This window comes from Singulisphaera chitinilytica (assembly GCF_049331405.1).
Lineage (GTDB): Bacteria > Planctomycetota > Planctomycetia > Isosphaerales > Isosphaeraceae > PoT.
The window spans coordinates 2,504,932-2,521,891 of sequence record NZ_CP186274.1 but is presented as its reverse complement, the minus strand read 5'-3'; the positions used below and the strand labels follow the sequence as shown (position 1 = coordinate 2,521,891).

Sequence of the window (16,960 nt, the reverse complement as noted above, 5' to 3'; positions counted from 1 at the left end):
GGTCTTTCCGAATCAGGATGTTTTCATGAGTGATTCCGACGCCGCCTTCGCCTCGCTGACCGATCTCGGGGGCCGCCTGCGATCGGGCGAGATCTCGTCGGTGGAGCTGACCCGCTACTTCCTCGACCGGCTCGAGAAGTACGGGCCGAACTATCATTGCGTGGTGACGGTCACTCGCGAGCGTGCCCTCTCGGAAGCCGCGAAGGCCGACGCCGAGCTCAAGGCGGGGCGAGACCGAGGCCCCTTGCACGGCATCCCTTACGGGGCCAAGGACCTGCTCGCGACGAAGGGGATCCCCACGACCTGGGGATGTTCGCAGTACAAGGATCGGATTATCGACCGGGATGCGACGGTGGTCCGGCTCCTCCGCGAGGCCGGGGCGGTCCTGGCGGCGAAGTTGAGCATGGTGGAGCTCGCGGGGGGCATGGGGTATCGCCAGGCGAACGCGAGCCTGACCGGCCCCGGGCTCAACCCCTGGAAGCCCTCGCAGTGGAGCGGCGGCAGCTCGTCAGGATCCGGTTCAGCGGTCGCCGCGGGGCTCGTACCGTTCGCGATCGGGACCGAGACTTGGGGGAGCATCACCACGCCGAGCAGCTACTGCGGCCTCACAGGCCTGCGTCCGACCTACGGCCGCGTCTCCAGGGCCGGCGCGATGGCCCTGAGCTGGACGCTCGACAAGATCGGACCCATGGCCCACTCTTCGCACGACTGCGGCCTGATCCTCGACGCGATCGCCCGGGTCGACCCGGATGACCCCTCCGCCAGCGAGAGGCCCTATCGCTACCCGCCCGACGACCGCCCCGACCGCCCCTTCGCCTTCGCGATCCTCAAGGACGGAGTCGAGAAGGCCCACCCCGAAGTCAAGGAACACTTCCATCGGGCGTTAGAAGTCTTCAAGACGCTCGGCTCCCTGACGGAGATCGAGATCCCCGACCTCCCCTTCAACCCGGTGGCCTCGACGGTCCTCTCGGCTGAGGCGGCCTCGGCGTTCGAGGAGATGGTGGAGTCGGGGGACGTCTTCAAGCTGACCGCGCCGGAAGATCGCATCGGAGGCTTCGCCGACCAGGCGATCCTGGCCACCGATTACCTCCGTGCCCAGCGCATCCGGGGCAAGCTCTGTCGCGCCCTCGACGCCTGGTTCGCCCCGTTCGATGCGGTCATCACCGTCCCCACGGCCAGCACCGCGCCGACGGCGAACGGACACTTCGAGTATCCTCACCAGGCCAAGACGCTGGGCGGCCCCGGCAACATCTGCGGAACTCCCGCCCTCGTCATGCCGATCGGGCTGGCTCAGGACGGCCTACCGACCGCCATCCAACTCGACGGCCGAGCCTACTCCGAGAACCGACTGCTTTCTCTCGCCAACGCTTTCCAGAGCGCGACGAGTTGGCACAAGGTTCATCCGGAAGTGAAATAATTCGATAGGTATCGGATATGAGAGTATCAAGAGGAGGCCCGTCGAATCCGAATGGATGGCGACGGGCTTGATGTCGCGGGGGCGGAGGCTGTGGATCAGGGCTTCGCCGGCAGGGTTTCGGCCGAGGGCTTGGCCGCGAACCGGGGCGGCGGCTCGTTGTTGAGGTGCTCGTCGTCGTAGGTCATCTGCAGGAAGCCGATGCACATCTCGTCGGTGGTCCGCTCGCCCCAGCCGACGACGGCCGGCGGCGAATTCGGGTTCGCGGGATTGCCGGTCGAGTTGTCGAAATGCGCTTTCATGTCGATCCTCGTCCCCTTGGGCAGGGGGATCGGGGTGACGAAGTCGTAGGCGCCTTGCCAGTTGAAATTCCAGTCGTCGATCCGGATCAGCGTCGACTCCGAGCCGTCGGGCTTGGTGGCCTTGAGCACGAAGTCCTTGCCGAGCCAGTGCATGTGCGGCGTGATCGCCAGGAGGTGCGCATCCTGGGCCACCGTCATCGTGCCGACGACCTCGTGGTTCGCGTCGCCCGCCGGGATCTGCAGCCTGGGCCGCCTGAGGATCCCCACCCGGGGCGGGAGCACGATCCCGTTGCGCAACTGCTTGTCGACCGGCGCCTTGCTGAAGTAGAGGCCGATCGCGGTGGCGTCGGTCTCGGCCTTGCCGCTGCGGTGGTAATGGACCTGGATCAGGACGTCGGAATTCGCGGGCAGGTAACGTCCGATGCCGTCATCGTAACGGATTGGGGTCTTGCCGGGGGCCCACCCGGAGAGCCCGCCCGCGGGGATGATCGTGAATCCGCCGAACGACTTGTAACCGGGCGCCGGGTCGGCCTCGTCCAGCTTCTTCGCCGCGCCCCGGATGTCGAACGCGCCGAGGATGTGGTGGACGACCTTCGGGTTGCCCGGCTGGAAGTCGACGGCCGCGACCCACTTGTCCTCCGTCAGGCCCGAGGGGATGACGAACACGCGCATCTCGTCGTCGCCGTGCGCCTCGAGCGTATAAGCCTTGTCGGGCTTGAGCACGAGGTCGGGCTCTCCCAGAGCCCAGGAGGAGGCCCAAGTCCGAGCCGGTGGCGCATCGGCCGCGTTGCCTTCCGGGGCTCCCGACTCCGCCCAGGCGGATAGAGTGGTGAGCTCTCCTTCGGAAAGAACCCGGGCGCCGCGGAACGGCCCCCCCTCCTTTGCCGACACCGGCCAGGGGGGCATGGTGCGGTGCTCGGCCACACTCGCGATGTCGCCGGCCCTCTTGCGGACTTGTTCATACGTCAGGAGAGAGAAGGGCGCGACCTGGCCGGGCCGCTGGCAGTCCTGGCACGACTTCTGGAGGATCGGGACGATGTCCTTGTGATAGGTCGGGGCCGTCGAAGGCGACGCCGCCCCCGCCTGCCCTATCCCGAGGCCTCCGAGCACGAAGGCGAATACCCCGCCGTTCCTCAACCGCAACATGGACATCCCCCGGGTCATCGAGCGGCTCGTCAGAACGGAGCCGAAGCGTCGTCAGATCAGAGTACGTGCCGACGGCCGCCCTGGTTTCAATCGACCCGAATAAGTCCCGCGACGGCCTCCTCGATTGGGGGGAATGGGATGTCCGGGAAGGCCTGCTGGAGCTGTGTCGTATCCATCGAGGCATCGGCGGGGCGCGGCTCGGCCAGGGTCACGTCAGACCGGCGATTGGAGCGCACGAGCCCGGGGTCGGCGCCGAAGGCCGCGGCCGTACGCCTCATCAGCTCGTAGCGGCTCACACGCTCGCGTCCTGCGACATGGATCAGACCCGTGAGGTCGGACTCGACGAGGCGCGTCAGGGCATTGGCCGCCGTCTTGAGGTCGAGCGGGGTGCGGAACTCGTCCTCGAAGAGGGTCTGGACCTCCCCCTGCTTGAGCTTGCCCATGACGAGGTCGAAATAACTCGGCCGTCCGCAACGCGAGGGACCGAAGAGCAGGCTCATGCGGGCGGCCAGGCCCCTCGGGACGGCCGTGACCAGCGGCTCGGCCTCGCGCTTGGTCCGGCCGTAGGCCATGATCGGCTCGGCTGGATCTTCCTCGCGGTTCCAGGCCTTGCCGCCGTCGAAGACGAGATCCGTCGACGTGAACACGATCCGGCGATCGTTCTGCGCACACCAGGCGGCGAGCCTTGCGGTGGCCTCGACGTTGACCGCGTGGCCTAGACCCGGGTCGAGCCGGACTGCGTCCGCGGCGCTGATGGCGGCGGCGTGCAAGATCGCGTCGGGATCATCCTGTTCCAACGCTCGGGTCACCGCTTCGGGATCGGTCAGTTCGACGGGCACGAGCGGGACCTCGCAACGCTCGCCACCGGCCTTTCCGCTCCAGGCGCGCACCTCATGACCCGCAGAACGTAGCGCCTCGATCACATAAGCACCGAGTTGCCCACTCGCTCCCGTTAAAACAACCCGCATTTCCTGTTTTCCCCCAACCACGCAGACTTCGCATTCGAAGAATTCGCCGCAAGCTAAGAGAGGAGGCAGCCGATCATAGGACGACACGTGGATCGGGGAAATAGGTTTCCAGCAACGGCGACGGGATGGACTGGGAAGGGAGTGGCCGAGATGAACATTCATGAGCTGCAATTGGAGGACTTGATCCTCGATCCCAACCTTCACCTGCGCGACCGGCTCGATGAATTCACGGTCGAGCGTTACGCCGAGTCCTGGCAACGACTTCCGCCGATCACGGTCTTCCAGGTCGAGGGCAAGTGGCTGCTGGCCGACGGCTTCCATCGCCATGCGGCGGCCGTGATGCTGGGCAAACGGGCCATCCAGGCCGAGGTCGTCGAGGGCTCGTTCGAGGAGGCGCTTGACTTCGTCGCCAGCGTCAACCTCTTCCACGGCCTCCCGCTGACCCGGACCGAGCGCCGACGCGCGGTGGACGTGAAGCTCCGGCTCCACCACGACTGGTCGGATCGCCGGATGGCCGAGGAACTCGGCGTGAGCCGGGAACTCGTGGCCAAGACCCGTCGCAACCTCGTCGAGGCGGGCCAGATCCCGAACACGCCCGGCCGGATCGGCGCGGATGGCAAGACGTACTCGTCGGCCGGCCTACCCAAGGATCCGAACAACGAGAAGGCCCCGACGGGCAAGCCGATCGCCCAGCAGGACGACCCTCGCGACCGCGGCGGCCGCGAGAGCGACGCGCCGCCCTGGGATGACACCGTCACCCCGATGCCGGCCGTCTCTCACGAGCCGATCGCCCAGGGGATGACCCCTCCCTGGGAGGTCGAAGACTCGAAGGCCGTGGCCCTATCCGACCCCGTTCCGGCCGCCGCGCCGACGATCGACGAGATGCTCTCGCTGATGACCAAGCAGATCATGGAAGTGATCACCTGGTCGCAGGCCGACGGGTTCATCGACGCCTACCGCGCGGCCAGCGGCAACGCCCGCGGCCTCTTCCAGACGGCCGTCATCAAGCTCGCCGCCCGCGCCGACCAGCTCCGCAAAGCCTGATCTCGGCTTGAGTTAACCTCCGAGATGCGCACGATACGAAAAGACGCGAGGCCCTGGCCGTCCCTGGGAAAATCCCGACGGTCCCGGGCCTCGCGTCTTTGGATTTCCTGACGGCCTGCCCCTGACTTACTTCGGCTCCATCGGGGGCCGGACGCCCGGGGTGCTGAGCCGGATCTGGTGGACGGCGTCGACGGCGGTGATCGCCAGCGTCTTCGAGTCGGGTCCGCACCAGGCGAGGTTGGACGGCCGCTTGGGAACCCCGATAATGCCGAGCAGCTTGCCGCCGGGCTCGAAGACCCAGACCCCCTGGGCGACCGCCACGTAGACGCGCCCCTCGGTGTCGACCTTCATGCCGTCGGGCCCGCCGGCTTCTTCGGGGTCGAGGCGGCAGAAGATGCGGCCGGAGCCGACTTTGAGCTCGCCCGAGGGCTCGACGTCGAAGGCCCTGACGTGGTAGCGGCCGGTGTCGCAGATGTAGAGCGTCCGCTCGTCGGGGGAGAGGGCGAGCCCGTTCGGCTTCTCGAAGTCGTCGACGACGAGCCTCGGCTGCGCGTCCTTGCCGAGGGCGTAGACCCCCTGGAAGTGCAGCGAGCGATCCGGGGGCGCCACGCCGTAGGCCGGGTCGGTGAAGTAGAGGAGGCCATCCGAGCGGCCTACGATGTCGTTGGGGCTATTGAGTCGTTTGCCCGACCAGTTCTCGGTAACGACGGCGAAGCCCGAGCCGTCGGGGTTCATGGCGGAGATCCGGCGGCCGTTCTGTTCGCAGAAGTAGATCCGGCCATCGGGCCCGAAGGTCTGGCCGTTCGCCGCCTCGGTCTTGTCGCGCAGGACGCTGACCTGGCCGCTCGGATCGCGGCGATAGGTGCGCTCGGCCTTGATATCCTGGAAAAGCAGGGAGCCATCCGGTAGCCAGAGCGGCCCTTCGGTGAAGACGAATCCCTCGGCCAGGGTCTCGAGCGTCCCTTCGACCAGTCCGGAAATCCCCGCGTCTCTCAAGAACGGATTCACGTGCGCCCCCTGTAGCTTATCTGGAAGGCCCCGATGACTCGAGGCGATCGTGCCATCGATACGGACGAGCATGGCAGCCTATCTCGGTCCCGACGAGCCCTGGCGGCTCCGTCTCGACCGAGTGTCGCCGATCCCTCGGTCGCCGAGTCCGGCGAGGATCGGAGTCGAGCGACGATCATCATAACGATCGCTGCGGCCGAATGATGAGACTTCCGCCCGAATCTCGGCCGGGGTTCCCGGAGAGTCCGGAGTTCGGTCTTGCATGTCACTTTGGGGGAGGTTTCACTAGAATGGCTCTAGAGGAACCTCGCGTCGTCACGAGCGAGGTCTGGTCGTTTGCGTTCACGTCGCGGTCCCCGCCGCGGTTGGTCGCGGTTGCGGAGCGGAGGGTTCGCCCAGATGTCTTCGTCGTCAGAACAGCCCAGCAAAGCCCAAGTCTTCTTCCAGACCGGCAACGACGCCGCGATGAAGCAGAACTGGGACTACGCCATCGAGATGTACGTCAGGTCGTGCAAGCTCGACCCGGGCAACTTACTCTACCGGCAGACGCTCCGCGCGGCGCAGAAGAAGAAGTTCCAGGGCGACCCCGCCAAGGTCGGCCGCTTGGTCGGCATGAAGAACCAGCCGATCCGGATGCGGGCCCGCATGGCCAAGTCGAAGTCCAAGTGGACCGAGACCCTCGAGATCTGCGAGGAGGCGTTCCTCAACAACCCCTGGGACGTCGACGCCGCCAAGGAGGCCGCCGAGGCTTCCGAACAACTCGGCTATTTGCTCCTGGCCCAGTGGTATGTCGAGTCGGTCCAGGCCCAGGCGAAGGACGTCGACTTCTTCATCTTCGCCGCGGGCATCCATCGCGCGAACAAGAGCTTCCCCAAGGCCATCCAGTGCTGGGAGAAGGTCAAGAAGCTCGACCCCAACAACCAGATCGCCAACCGCGAGATCAACGCCCTCTCGGCCGGCGAAACGATCCACAAGTCGGGGATCGGCGACGCCATCGACGAGCGTGATGCCAAGCCCGACCCCGCCGCCGAGATGGAAGAGCTCCGCATTCAGCGGCAGACTCCCGAAGAACGTTACATGATTGAGATCAAGGAAGACCCGACCAAGGTCTATCCTTACCTCCAGCTCTCCGAAATCTACAAAAATCGCGGCAAGCTCAAGGAGGCCTCGGAGCTCCTGGCCAGGGGGCGAAAGGCCGTGCCGGGGAATACCGACCTCCAGCACGCCACCGCCGAAGTCCACATCGCGCTCTTCAAGTCCGGGATCGACCAGTGCAATGCCAGGCTCAAGGATCGCCCCGACGACGCGACGGCCAAGTCTAAGCTCGAGGAAATCCAGCAAAAACTCAACGACTACGAGATCCAGGAATTCAAGAGACGTCTCACGCTCGAGCCGTCGGATATGAATCTCCAGTTCCAGCTTGGCCTGCGCCTCGTGAACGCCAAGCGTTACGACGAGGCCATCGGTGCCTTCCAGCAGGTGAGCCAGAATAGTCCCCCTCTGAAAGTCCAGGCCCTCCACAGGTTGGGCCTGTGCTTCTACGACAAGGGGAACCACAAGCTCGCCGAGAGAACTTTGCAGGAGGCTCTCAAGCTCGCCGACGCCAAGGACATCGCGCTGACCAACGCCCTGCATTACTGGCTCGGCCGGGTCTCCGAGGCCCAGGGGAACACGGTCGAGGCCGAGGATCATTACAACGAGGTCGCCGCCAACGACTACAACTACCTCGACGTCGCCGAAAGACTCCGCAATTTGTGAACTTGAACGCGCCTCGTTCTAAATGCTATAGTCGTCGTTTCGACGAAACTTGACTGGATTCGCGGCCGGGCCGTCATCGGAAGCCGGCACACGACCCGACCGAGATCTCTGGACCCTGCTATGCCGAATACGCCGTCCGCCATCAAACGTCTCAAGCAGAGCGCGAAGCGCAGGCTGCACAACCGAATCACCAAGAAGATCATCAAGACCTACACGAAGCGGACCCTCGCGGCCATCGCCGAGAAGGAGTTCGACAAGGCCGAGGCGGACTTCCGCCTCACCACCGCCAAGATCGACAAGGCGGGCGTGCGCCGGGTCCTCCACCCGAACACCGCCGCTCGTCGCAAGAGCAAGCTCGCCCGCGACTACAAAGCGGCCGTGGCCAAGGCCAAGGGTTGATCCCGTCCAGGTCAAGTATCGGGAGCGAAGGGCTCGGCGATGCCGACGTTCGACGAGTCCTTCCCCTCCATCGAGGCCGCCCTTTTCCGACAGTACGGTCGCCTCGTCCCCTCCCGCACTTCGTCCGAAGGCCATGACCTTTTCCGCAGCCTCGCTGTGGCCCTGCTAGGTCGTTCGGTCGAGCCGCTCAAGGCCGCCAAGATCCTCGATGCGCTGGCGGAGTCCGGCCTGATCGAGCCCCGCGCGCTCTCCGAGTCCGAGGCCATCGAAGTCAACGAAACGCTGAAGGCGTCGCGGGTCCCCCTGCCGGGTCGACTCGTCGGGGCCCTCATGCGCCTGGCTCGTTGGTACGTCGACGAACTCGGGACGGGCGTGGATGCCCCCGATGATATCACGGCCTCGACCGAGCAACTCCGCGAGAGCCTCGGATCGGTGAATGGGATCGGCCTGGCGACGGCCGACGCGATCCTCCTCTTCGGGCTGGATCGCCCCGCCTACCCGGTTGATCGAGCCTCGTATCGGATCCTCGCCCGGCATGGATGGATCGACGGCACGGCTGAGTATGCCGAGGCCCAGTCGGTGCTCGAATCGCCCGGCCAGGGAGACGCGAGCGCCCTGCAGGGCCTCTCGCTCGCCATGCAACGGCTCGGACACGACTACTGCAAGGCGAAGGTGGCGAAATGCCAGCGCTGCCCCTTGAAGCCGCTGCTGCCCCCAGGTGGGCCCATCGAGCCGGATGGGTACGAGGGCGATGATGGGGAAAGCGACGAAGCGGGCTGAGGCTCGTTGTCACGCGCCTCGCCCGCTCGAAGTCGATTCAGGATCGTATGACCGCGTCGTCCCGATTTACTTCGGGGCCGCGGGGGTCACCGGGACCGCGGCCGGGGGCTCGCCCTCGATCGCCGGGGGCTTTTGGATGTCGATGGCCCCGGGGATGACCGAGTCGTCACCCTTGCCAGTGTCCCCCCCCTTCTTCTGGGCGGCACGCATGGTGGCGGCCTGCTCCAGGCCCTCGAGGATGCGCTTGGTCTCGTCCTCGACCTGGGCGCCCGGGGGCGCCTGGAAGGCGAACTCCTGGTCAGCGATCGTGCCGTTGAGCTTCACGTTGGTGTAGTTCAACTCGATCGTGGTCAGTAGCGGCTTCTGGATCAGGGCCTGAGAACCGATCCGACGCCCGTCGGGCCCGATCGGTCGCGTGTCTTCCATCACGATCGATGACTGCTGGCCGGTGAGGAGCACCTTGTAAGGCCAGTTATCTTCCTGGCCGAGGTAAATCTTCACCAGGCTGGGGATGTAGGATGGGAGCCTTGCGAAGGCGGGCAAAGGTTGGGAATTCGGGCCGAGCAGGCCTTCTCGGCTGGTCCAGGTCCCGGTCAAGATCCAGACCGGCTTGCCGTCGAGGTCTCCCTTTTCCTTCTGGTTGAACCTCACGGCCTTGCGGAGTCCGGCCAGGAAGACGTCCGGGCCGGCGAAGCCCATCTGCTCCATGACCTTTTCTCGCAGGTCATCCCCGATGTCCGCCGTGCGAATTTTCTCGAGGATGGGCTTGGCTTCGAGCCGACGAAAGTACTGGCTGTCGAAGAACTGCTGGAAGTCCCAGAAGGTGACGCCATCGCAAACCTGTTGCATCACACCCTTGGCATCGGGCAGGCCGAGCACGGTCAGCTTGATGTAGAAGCGATCGTTGGGCGCCTTCAAGTAGCGCCCTTCGATCGTGAACTTCTGCCCGAGCATGTTGACCTTCTCGACGAGGTCGGCCGAGACAGAGCTGATGGCGGCGACCTTCTTGATGACGTCGTCGAGGAAGAGCTCGGCCTCGGTCGGCGGCTCGTTGGCGGCCGGCTGCGCGTTGGGATTGGAGCCCATCGGCGCATTGGGATTGGTGCCGAGCGGTCCGGCAGCATTGGCGCCGAGCGTTCCGCCGGAATTAGCCCCTGGTGCGGCTGCGGGAGGGACTGGCCCCTGGGACCTGCCCGACCTCGTCGTCACGCCGAGACTTACGGTCGCGATCAGGATCGCGGAGATGATCCGAATTTTGGGCATGGTAGGGATGTAGGGCTTTTCCTCAAGGGTAGGAAAGGATTGCCCGATCATATCGTTAGGCGTCTTAGGACGCAAGTGCGGCTCGGGCCGCGCGGAGGCCGGCCGAAGGCGTCACAACCTTAGTTGTAAGGCAGGCAGGTCTCTGAGGTCGGCCCGGCCGATGACCGAGGCCGAGATGGTCGCGGTGGTCTGGGTCAACGGTGGAAAGGATTTCCCCGATCGACGTTCGCCCTCGCCTTGATGAAGGCCGGCTACGGTCGCGGGTGGTGGAGGATTCCCATGCATACGACGATCGGTGTGCTGCTCCTGGCGGCGGCGACCGCTGGGGACGGTTTTGGATATAGCAAGCCTGGCGTTGGGTTGAAGAAACTCCTGCGCCCGCACGTTGTCCAGCACGGCCCGCCCCCGCCGGGCGGTCCGATCATGCCCGGCCCCGGTGGTCCTGGCGGTCCCGGTGGTCCTGGCGGACCCATGGGGCCGGGCGGCCCCGAAGCGGGCCGGCGCTTCGCCAACACCCGGAGCCAGATCTACTTCCTGGATCCGGACGGGATGCGCATCGGCTGGCAGTCCGGGGCCACCGGCGGCGAGCGGGTTTACATCCCCGGTCAGCTCACGGTGCCCGCCCGTTACAACTTCAACCAGGGCTACATCTATCGTCTCAAGCTGAGTGAGATCCCGGGTCGCCCCGGCGCCCAGCTCTACCCGACGATCGAGGTCGCCCCGTCGACCCCCGCGACGGACGCCTACCTGACGCACAACCCGATCCCCGTCCAGTTCACGGCGGAAGACTTCGACCAGGTTGTCGACGGCGGCAACTTCGTCACCAAGGTGATCTACCTGCCCGATCCCAAGTACCAGGAGCTGGCGATCGCCGGGGTTGAGACCCTCGTCTCCACCCGCCTCGAGCCGGGCGTCGACCCGATCCTCGAAGCGGATAAGCGGGGCACCATCCTCCTGATCGTCCGCCTCGGTGCGATCGACCTCGAGATGCCGGCCAGCGGCGTCTCGGCCCCCGCCAACGGTGTGATCGCGTCGCCCCCGCCGGGCACCGTCCTGCCGCCGGGGACCCTGCCCCCGGGCGTCGTCTCGCAGCCGACGATCACCGAGAGCGTGCCGGTCGATGCCGCCCCCGCGGCCCCGACCACCGAAGCCCCGGTGACCCCGGCCCCGACGGTCCCCCCGACCCCGGCGCCGAGCGCCCCGGCCCCTGAAGCGGCCCCGGCCCCGGCTCCCGAAGCGGCCCCCGCTCCGGCTCCGGAAGCCGCCCCGACCCAGGAACCAGCCCCGGCTCCCGCCCCCGAGGCGGCCGAACCGAAGTTCTGAGGTCGGGCTAGAACTTGATCGGCAACTGATGTCCTTGCCCCACGCCCCGGCGGATCCGCGGATTCAGACGCGATCCGCCGGGGCTTTGCCGCAACCGATCGGGACGAACTCGGCCCGGTCGGGCCTCCCTCCCGAGGATCGGGGGGGGCGGCCAAGCCCTCCGCTCGCGGGTGGCCGGGGACGGGTCTTCCTCCGACTCGACCGTTCGGAGACCCTTCCCCCGCCATCCGATGGCGCACCGCCGTGACGGCCCCGGGGACGCATCGACGACCCCTGGCCTTGCGCACCGGCCGGACGGCATCCAGCGCGACTTGTCAGGATGATATTCTCAACACCCTGAATGTCAAAGGGTTCATGGATATGAAAGAGCCAGGATTCGTCCGCCGCGCGGAGCGCCTCGCCTGGTCGTTGGCGGCGGCCATCTTGACGACGGCCCTGCCCGCCGCCGCCTGGTCGCAAGCGCCGCCGGTCTTCGCCCCGGTCCCGGCGCCGACGCCCGTCCCGACCCCCGCCGATGGTCCCGCGGTTGCCCCGCAGCCAGGGCCGGCGGCTCCCGGCACTGCGGTGGTCGGCCCGATCCCGGCGTCCACGCTCCCGCACAACGTCCAGGTCGTCCGCTTCCAGGCTCCCGAGGGGGCCAAGGTCGAGATCCTCGGGCCCCCGCCCGAGCCCGTCCCCTCCCCGCTCGGCGCCGGAGATCAGCCGGAGCTGGTCGGCCTGAAGGTCGGCGTCGGGTATCGGCTCAAGATCTCGCAGATCCCCGGCAGGCCCGAGGCCGAGCTCTACCCGGTGATCCAGGTGGTCGGCCACCTGCACCGGCCGGAAGGGCTCGACGTGAGCAAGTTCCCGATCCGGATCGTGCTCAACGAGGATGACTTCATCGACGCCGCCGACCACGGTCGGCTCGTCACGCACGTGACCTACGTCGAGGACCCCGAGCAGGCCATGCCCATCGCGTTGCCGAAGGGGGAGATCCCGATCGTCACGCTCAACCCGGCCGAGGAACCTCTCAAGGTCGGTGCGGCGCTGGGCCGCGTCATGGCGATCATCCGGATCGGCGGACGCAAGCCGATGCCCGAGGAGCTGAACGGCTCGGTGATCTACGAGGTGCCCCCGGGCTCGCTCAAGTGCCCGTTCACCACTTCGGGCGGCGAGCCCTGCGGCCTCCCCTGCGGCCCGGTCCGCGGGACGCCCCCGCCCCCGGGTCGCCCCTGGGTGCCTAAGGATGAATACCTCTGCGACGGCGGCGACCACGCCGAGGCCGCTCACTTCGGCGGCGACGGCGGCCTTCTCGGGATCGACCCCCGCGACGCGGTCGTCCAGTTCGACGACACACGACGCGCCCGGATCCTGCCGACCAACTTGGTCTGCGTGTACGCCCCCCGGTTCGCCACCGTTCGTTCGAGCGTCGGCCCGAACGAGGCCCTGACCGTCCTCGGGCCGCGACGGACTGAGAAGATCGAGGGTCAGATCGCCCTCGAGACCAAGCAGCGGATCACCCGGCTCGTCCAGAACCAGGCGGCCCAGGCCCAGCGGGAACGGGTCCGGCCCTCGGGCATGAAGGGGCGGGCCTTCGCGGGGACGCACGTCGAGCTCCGCGTGCTCAACGGCTATGACACGCTCACCCACATCGCCGGGCGCGTGCAGGTGGACGTCGCCCAGAAGGTCAAGAACCGCCAGAAGGCGGACGGGATCCAGGAGACCCTCCCGCCCCTGACGATCAAGACCGCCGAGAGCGCCGTCATCACTGGGATCGTGCAAGGGGCGGGTCAGGCCGTCATGACCTGGCCGGCTCGCGAGACCGTCGGCGTCGAGGAGCCCCCCAAGAAGCCCGGCCTGGCCGTCATCAAGCGCGTCAGCGCCTCAGAGGCCGAGCAGGGAGACACCCTGACCTTCGTGATCCAGTACCGCAACATGGGCAACACCCCGATCACCTCGGTCTCGGTCGTCGACAGCCTCCTGCCCCGGCTCCAGTACGTTGCCAGGAGCGCGAAGGGGCCGAAGGGCTCGATCTTCACCGCCGAGGAGAACCGCGTCGGCTCGACCGAGCTGCGCTGGGACCTGCCGGGTGCCCTGGCCCCCGGATCCGAAGGCTATGTCTCCTTCGAGGCCCTCGTACGCTGAGCGACCGGACGCGTCGCTGGCATTCGCGAGATTTTGTTGTTGAACAGTCTTTAAATATGGCATAGGCTCGGTGGGTCATGGCATTCGGGCGGCGTATCGACCCACTCCGGTCGCGCCGCCTCCCCCCGCACCCACCTTGCCACGAGGTGACCCTTGATTCGTGTCCTGGGAAGCCCGAAGCGGCTTTGCGACGGGTTGACACGACGCGACTTGTTGCACGTCGGCTCGCTCAGCATGCTCGGCCTGGGCATGTCCGACCCTTCGAGCTTCCGGCAGGCCTCGGCCGAGCCCGCGACGCCCCTGCCCGTCGGCGGGGGCTTCGGCAAGGCCAAGTCGTGCATCTTCCTCTTCCTGTATGGTTCCCCCAGCCAGCTCGAGACGTTCGACCCCAAGCCCGATGCCCCCGAGCAGATCCGGGGCGAGCTGAAGTCGATCCAGTCGAACATCTCCGGCCTCGACGTCTGTGAGCTCCTGCCGAAGCTCTCGACGGTGATGGACAAGGTCACCGTGATCCGGTCGGTCTCGCACCCGTATCCGCTCCACGGCGTCGCCTATGCGACGACGGGGGTCCCGAGGATCGACGTCGCGCTCGAGCTGAATCCGAAGGATCCGGGACAGTACCCGTTCATCGGCTCGGTGGTCGACTACATCGACTCGCAGCAGAGCGGCAACGCCCGCCCCGAGGTCCCGCGGAACCTGCTCCTCCCCTTCCCTTTCAGCAGCCAGCGCGTGGGCGAGGTCGCCCGCGCCGGCCCGTATGCCGGCTTCCTCGGCCAGGCTTACGACCCGATCTGCACCGAGTTCATCGGCAAGGCCACCAAAAAGGCCACGAAGACGCTCGCCGGCAAGACCTGGAACGACCTCGAGCCCTATCGCGGCGTCACGCCAGACAGCCGGTTCCAACTCGGCGGCGTCTCCAACCTCGGGCCTGACCTCACCTTCGACCGCCTCGATCGCCGTCGCGACCTGCTCGAGCAGTTCGAGGCGGCCCGTCGCGAGATGGACCGAGGAGCCGAGAGGTCCGGAGTCGACCGACACCGCGCTATGGCGTACTCGCTCCTCGGTTCGGAGAAGCTTCGACGTGCGTTCGACCTCGACGACGAGACGTCCCAGACGCGCGAGATGTACGGGATGACCCTCTTCGGCCAGGCGGCCCTCACCGCAAGGCGCCTCGTCGAGGCCGGCGGCCGCTTCGTCACCGCCTTCTGGGATGAATACGGCCTCGCGGGGACCGGCTGGGATACGCACTGGGACCACTTCCCCCGGATGAAGGACGAACTCCTGCCGGGCCTGGATCAGACCCTCACCGGGCTCCTGCTCGACCTCGACAACCGCGGCCTGCTCGATGAGACCTTGGTCGTCTGCCTGAGCGAGCACGGTCGTACCCCGCAACTCAGCCTGGGCCAGGGCGGCGGCCGCGACCACTGGTCACGCTGCTACTCGGTCCTGATGGCGGGGGGCGGCATCGCCAGGGGGCGGGTGGTCGGCCGATCCGACAAGATCGCCAGCGACCCGGTGGAGCGCAGGGTGTCCCCCAAGGATATCCTGGCGACGATCTATCACCTCCTCGGCATCGACATCAACACGATGCTGACCGACCGCCAGGGGCGTCCGCTCGCCTTGATCCCCGACGGCGAGGTGGTCCAGGAAGTGATCGCCTAACCCGAGGGCTCGTCGAGCGCGGATCCGAGGCGAGGCATCCCCTTCGATTCCAAAGTTAGACCCGAGCGAGGCACGCCCGTGGCCCTCGAACCCTACATCGACGCCCACTCCCACATCTGGACGCCCGACGTCGCCCACTACCCCCTGGCTTCGGGGTTCACGGTGGCCGACATGCAGCCCCCGTCGTTCACGGCGGAGGAACTGCTCGCCATCTGCCGGCCCGAGGGCGTCGGGCGGGTCAACCTGATCCAGATGAGCTACTACGAATTCGATAATTCGTACATGCTCGACATGATCAAGCTCTATCCCGACCGATTTGTCGGCACGGCCATCGTCGACCCGCTCGCGGCACATCCCGACGAGGCGATGCGGGGACTCCTGCCGAAGGGGGTTCGGGCCTTCCGGATCGCGCCGAATTACAGCAAACAACCGCCGGCGAAGTGGCTGGAGCCCAGGGGCTACGAGGCCATGTTCGCGGCGGCCGCGGAGACGGGGCAGGTCCTGAGCTGCCTGATCGGCCCCGACTCGTTCGCCGAGGTCGACCGCATGTGCACGCGGTTCCCGAAGACGCCGGTCATCATCGACCACCTCGGTCGGATCGGCGTCGACGGCAAGATCGCCCCGGCTGATGTCCAGGCTCTCTGCGCACTGGCGAAGCACCCTAAGCTCTCCATCAAGGTCGGGGCCTACTACGCACTGGGCAAGAAGACCCCCCCCTATACTGACCTCGGTCCTTTGATCCGCCAGGTCTTGCAGGCCTACGGGGCGGATCGGTGCATGTGGGAGAGCGACTGCCCGTTCCAGGTCGTCACCGACAAGTACGGGCAGAGCCTCGACCTGATCCGCAAGCACCTCGACTTCCTGACCCCGGAAGACAAGGAATGGCTGCTCCATCGCACGGCCGATCGGCTGCTCTTTGCGAAGAAGTGAGGCGAGGCCTCACGCTCTCGCTCAGAAGAGTTCGTGCGGCTTCGGCTTGGGGAGGTCGCCCCACATCGCCTGCTCGTCGGCGAATGGGTGGGAGGCGGCCTCTCGCTTCGTCTTGGGCAAGGCCTGGAGCACCGCCCCCGCCAGGCGGAGATCGTTGCTCGTCGTGATCTTGAGGTTCATCGACGACCCCTCCACGACGGCGCAAGGGTGCCCCAGCGCCTCGACGAGTTGAGTGTCGTCGGTGACGGCAGCCCCGAGGGCCTCTCGGTTCGCGTAGGCTTTCAGCAGCAGATCGCGGCGGAAGACCTGGGGCGTCTGGGCCAGGTACAGGTCTTTCCTCGAGACCGTCTCGGTCGTGAACTGGTCGGCGTCCACCCGCTTGATGGTGTCGGCCACGGGGATCGCCAGCAGGGCCGCGCCGTGCTCCTTGGCCGCCGCGAAGACGGCGTCGACCTGCTCTGTGGTGAGGCAGGGACGCGCGGCGTCATGCACGGCGATGTACTCGCACTCGGGGTCGACGACCTCGAGTGCCCTGGCGATGGAATCCGAGCGTTCCTCGCCGCCGTCGATCACCTTGATATTCATGAACGCGACGCTAGGGCGGAATCGTCGCTCGAAGAGTTCGCGATCCTCGGGGGCGATCACCACGATCGTCTGGGACACGTCGTCCCGGTTGACGAACGGCTCGATCGCCCGGAGCCAGACGGCGCGTCCTTCGAGCTCGGCGAAGATCTTTTTCTGCTTAGGGTCGCCGAACCGCGTCGAACGCCCGGCGGCGGGCAATATGACTGCAAATTGGCCCATCGGGCGGCTCCTTGCGAACCGTATTGTCGCACGAC

At 66.7% G+C, this 16,960-nt stretch carries 14 protein-coding genes; 9 read left to right on the top strand and 5 right to left on the bottom strand.

The genetic code is table 11. The features are described from left to right. Window positions 1-25: 25 nt before the first annotated feature. The gene (locus tag ACOYYX_RS10115; RefSeq protein WP_422929803.1) at window positions 26-1,417 is read left to right on the top strand and encodes an amidase; all 1,392 of its coding nucleotides are present in this window, start codon (window positions 26-28) and stop codon (window positions 1,415-1,417) included. Between the two features lie 95 nt (window positions 1,418-1,512). On the opposite strand, the gene ACOYYX_RS10110 is transcribed toward ACOYYX_RS10115, so the two are convergent. Together ACOYYX_RS10110 and ACOYYX_RS10105 are read right to left on the bottom strand one after the other, a co-directional pair. Beyond that, window positions 1,513-2,862 (bottom strand): ascorbate-dependent monooxygenase, encoded by a 1,350-nt coding sequence (locus ACOYYX_RS10110; RefSeq protein WP_422929802.1) that lies wholly within the window; start codon window positions 2,860-2,862, stop codon window positions 1,513-1,515. 86 nt (window positions 2,863-2,948) lie between these two features. Beyond that, window positions 2,949-3,830, bottom strand: coding sequence for an SDR family oxidoreductase (locus ACOYYX_RS10105; RefSeq protein WP_422929801.1), 882 nt, complete (start codon window positions 3,828-3,830; stop codon window positions 2,949-2,951). Window positions 3,831-3,980: 150 nt separating this feature from the next. Between ACOYYX_RS10105 and ACOYYX_RS10100 the strand changes: the two genes are divergently transcribed. Continuing rightward, a complete protein-coding gene (locus ACOYYX_RS10100) occupies window positions 3,981-4,874 on the top strand; it encodes a ParB N-terminal domain-containing protein (protein WP_422929800.1) in 894 nt (297 codons plus the stop codon). Between the two features lie 126 nt (window positions 4,875-5,000). Here ACOYYX_RS10100 and ACOYYX_RS10095 read toward each other — a convergent pair whose 3' ends face one another. Beyond that, window positions 5,001-5,882 carry an SMP-30/gluconolactonase/LRE family protein gene (locus ACOYYX_RS10095; protein ID WP_422929799.1) on the bottom strand — a complete coding sequence of 294 codons (882 nt, stop codon included), beginning with the start codon at window positions 5,880-5,882 and terminating at the stop codon, window positions 5,001-5,003. Between the two features lie 399 nt (window positions 5,883-6,281). Between ACOYYX_RS10095 and ACOYYX_RS10090 the strand changes: the two genes are divergently transcribed. The 3 genes from ACOYYX_RS10090 (at window position 6,282) to ACOYYX_RS10080 (ending at window position 8,819) form a co-directional block, all read left to right on the top strand. Continuing rightward, complete coding sequence (locus ACOYYX_RS10090; RefSeq protein WP_422929798.1) at window positions 6,282-7,640, top strand: tetratricopeptide repeat protein; 1,359 nt, start codon at window positions 6,282-6,284, stop codon at window positions 7,638-7,640. 120 nt (window positions 7,641-7,760) lie between these two features. Continuing rightward, complete coding sequence (gene rpsT, locus ACOYYX_RS10085; protein WP_422929797.1) at window positions 7,761-8,039, top strand: 30S ribosomal protein S20; 279 nt, start codon at window positions 7,761-7,763, stop codon at window positions 8,037-8,039. Between the two features lie 39 nt (window positions 8,040-8,078). Further along, window positions 8,079-8,819, top strand: coding sequence for an endonuclease III (locus ACOYYX_RS10080; protein ID WP_422929796.1), 741 nt, complete (start codon window positions 8,079-8,081; stop codon window positions 8,817-8,819). A 66-nt stretch (window positions 8,820-8,885) separates the two neighbouring features. Here ACOYYX_RS10080 and ACOYYX_RS10075 read toward each other — a convergent pair whose 3' ends face one another. Then, window positions 8,886-9,905, bottom strand: coding sequence for a LolA family protein (locus tag ACOYYX_RS10075; RefSeq protein WP_422929795.1), 1,020 nt, complete (start codon window positions 9,903-9,905; stop codon window positions 8,886-8,888). 456 nt (window positions 9,906-10,361) lie between these two features. On the opposite strand from ACOYYX_RS10075, the gene ACOYYX_RS10070 reads away from it, so the two are divergent. From ACOYYX_RS10070 to ACOYYX_RS10055, 4 genes are all read left to right on the top strand, one after another. Beyond that, window positions 10,362-11,405: a hypothetical protein gene (locus ACOYYX_RS10070; RefSeq protein WP_422929794.1), complete on the top strand. Its 1,044-nt coding sequence runs from the start codon at window positions 10,362-10,364 to the stop codon at window positions 11,403-11,405. A 360-nt stretch (window positions 11,406-11,765) separates the two neighbouring features. Next, window positions 11,766-13,529 (top strand): hypothetical protein, encoded by a 1,764-nt coding sequence (locus ACOYYX_RS10065; protein WP_422929793.1) that lies wholly within the window; start codon window positions 11,766-11,768, stop codon window positions 13,527-13,529. A 153-nt stretch (window positions 13,530-13,682) separates the two neighbouring features. Continuing rightward, entirely contained in the window at window positions 13,683-15,191 is a 1,509-nt protein-coding gene (locus ACOYYX_RS10060) for a DUF1501 domain-containing protein (RefSeq protein ID WP_422929792.1), read from the top strand. Between the two features lie 78 nt (window positions 15,192-15,269). Further along, the gene (locus tag ACOYYX_RS10055; RefSeq protein ID WP_422929791.1) at window positions 15,270-16,121 is read left to right on the top strand and encodes an amidohydrolase family protein; all 852 of its coding nucleotides are present in this window, start codon (window positions 15,270-15,272) and stop codon (window positions 16,119-16,121) included. 21 nt (window positions 16,122-16,142) lie between these two features. On the opposite strand, the gene ispD is transcribed toward ACOYYX_RS10055, so the two are convergent. Beyond that, window positions 16,143-16,925: a 2-C-methyl-D-erythritol 4-phosphate cytidylyltransferase gene (gene ispD / locus ACOYYX_RS10050; protein WP_422929790.1), complete on the bottom strand. Its 783-nt coding sequence runs from the start codon at window positions 16,923-16,925 to the stop codon at window positions 16,143-16,145. Window positions 16,926-16,960: the final 35 nt, after the last annotated feature.

Coding starts and splice junctions, on each gene's coding strand:
- ACOYYX_RS10115 (WP_422929803.1), top strand. CDS start 26: ATGAGTGATTCCGACGCCGCCTTCGCCTCGCTGACCGATCTCGGGGGC.
- ACOYYX_RS10080 (WP_422929796.1), top strand. CDS start 8,079: ATGCCGACGTTCGACGAGTCCTTCCCCTCCATCGAGGCCGCCCTTTTC.
- ACOYYX_RS10070 (WP_422929794.1), top strand. CDS start 10,362: ATGCATACGACGATCGGTGTGCTGCTCCTGGCGGCGGCGACCGCTGGG.
- ACOYYX_RS10105 (WP_422929801.1), bottom strand. CDS start 3,830: ATGCGGGTTGTTTTAACGGGAGCGAGTGGGCAACTCGGTGCTTATGTG.
- ispD (WP_422929790.1), bottom strand. CDS start 16,925: ATGGGCCAATTTGCAGTCATATTGCCCGCCGCCGGGCGTTCGACGCGG.
- ACOYYX_RS10110 (WP_422929802.1), bottom strand. CDS start 2,862: ATGTTGCGGTTGAGGAACGGCGGGGTATTCGCCTTCGTGCTCGGAGGC.
- rpsT (WP_422929797.1), top strand. CDS start 7,761: ATGCCGAATACGCCGTCCGCCATCAAACGTCTCAAGCAGAGCGCGAAG.
- ACOYYX_RS10075 (WP_422929795.1), bottom strand. CDS start 9,905: ATGGGCTCCAATCCCAACGCGCAGCCGGCCGCCAACGAGCCGCCGACC.
- ACOYYX_RS10100 (WP_422929800.1), top strand. CDS start 3,981: ATGAACATTCATGAGCTGCAATTGGAGGACTTGATCCTCGATCCCAAC.
- ACOYYX_RS10090 (WP_422929798.1), top strand. CDS start 6,282: ATGTCTTCGTCGTCAGAACAGCCCAGCAAAGCCCAAGTCTTCTTCCAG.
- ACOYYX_RS10065 (WP_422929793.1), top strand. CDS start 11,766: ATGAAAGAGCCAGGATTCGTCCGCCGCGCGGAGCGCCTCGCCTGGTCG.